This is a genomic window from Methylophaga sp. UBA5088, assembly GCF_002414625.1.
GTDB classification, from domain to species: domain Bacteria; phylum Pseudomonadota; class Gammaproteobacteria; order Nitrosococcales; family Methylophagaceae; genus Methylophaga; species Methylophaga marina.
On the sequence record NZ_DIAC01000101.1, the window covers coordinates 3,438 to 4,282 of the forward strand.

1 protein-coding gene and 1 pseudogene are annotated in these 845 nt (G+C 43.1%); both read right to left on the reverse strand.

All coding sequences use genetic code 11. The annotated features are described in order from the left end of the window. Positions 1-159: 159 nt before the first annotated feature. Positions 160-519, reverse strand: a complete 360-nt coding sequence (locus tag B4K20_RS12645; protein ID WP_286305284.1) for a DUF2069 domain-containing protein — start codon at positions 517-519, stop codon at positions 160-162. After that, positions 509-845, reverse strand: a pseudogene (locus B4K20_RS12650) (NAD(P)H-quinone oxidoreductase); the annotation flags it as partial. The gene B4K20_RS12645 and the pseudogene B4K20_RS12650, both read right to left, overlap by 11 nt.

Sequence of the window (845 nt, forward strand, 5' to 3'; positions counted from 1 at the left end):
GAACCTGGATCGGCAGACGCAATTTTGGCGCTACTTTGTGCTGCACCATACATACCGCTTTGAATGCCTGCTATGCCTGATTGAAAAGCAGAAATGCTACTCATAAATGTCTCCTATATGGATGACTTTATATCATTTTAATGGTCACAAGTTTGTGACTTATATCGCTTTTTTATTCTTAGCGTTGAATTTAACATAAAGAATCGTTGAGCAAAAGCACACACTACTGCAAATGAGTGCCAGCACAGGATAGAGTGTTAGCGAAGAGGCGCTATATACCTCACCTACAGCATGACTGAAATAAAATAGCATTAAAAAGCTTGTCCATGCGTGAGTGTAAGGACGTCCGTACAATAATCCGCGCATTGGAAATAATAGTGGCACTAAACCAAGAATAAGCATGGCTGCGACAGGATAATTCTCTGCATGTGGTGCGATGAGTATCCAGGCCAAAAGCGTGATCATCAGACCAAAAAAACTGACTAAAGTCAGTGCTCGGAAAAGTTTTTCAGGATTCATGTAATTTCTTTGCTGTAGTGGCAATGCGATGTCCCATGGCTTTACACAGTTTCGCCTCGTTATCATCAAGCGTACGTTTATTGTCCGCACCGGCTAAGTGACTGGCACCATATGGTGTTCCGCCCGTTTCTGTCATCATTAATTCAGGCTCACTATATGGAAGCCCCATCAGTAACATGCCATGATGAAACAGTGGCAACATCATCGATAGAAGAGTGGATTCTTGCCCGCCATGTAGGCTGCCGGTTGATGTGAAAACAGCCGCCGGTTTTCCTACTAAAACACCTGACAGCCAGGAATCGCTCGTTGAATCAATAAAATATTTA

Bases quoted from the DNA above. Each gene is read 5' to 3' on its own strand.
- B4K20_RS12645 (WP_286305284.1), bottom strand. From the start codon at position 519: ATGAATCCTGAAAAACTTTTCCGAGCACTGACTTTAGTCAGTTTTTTT.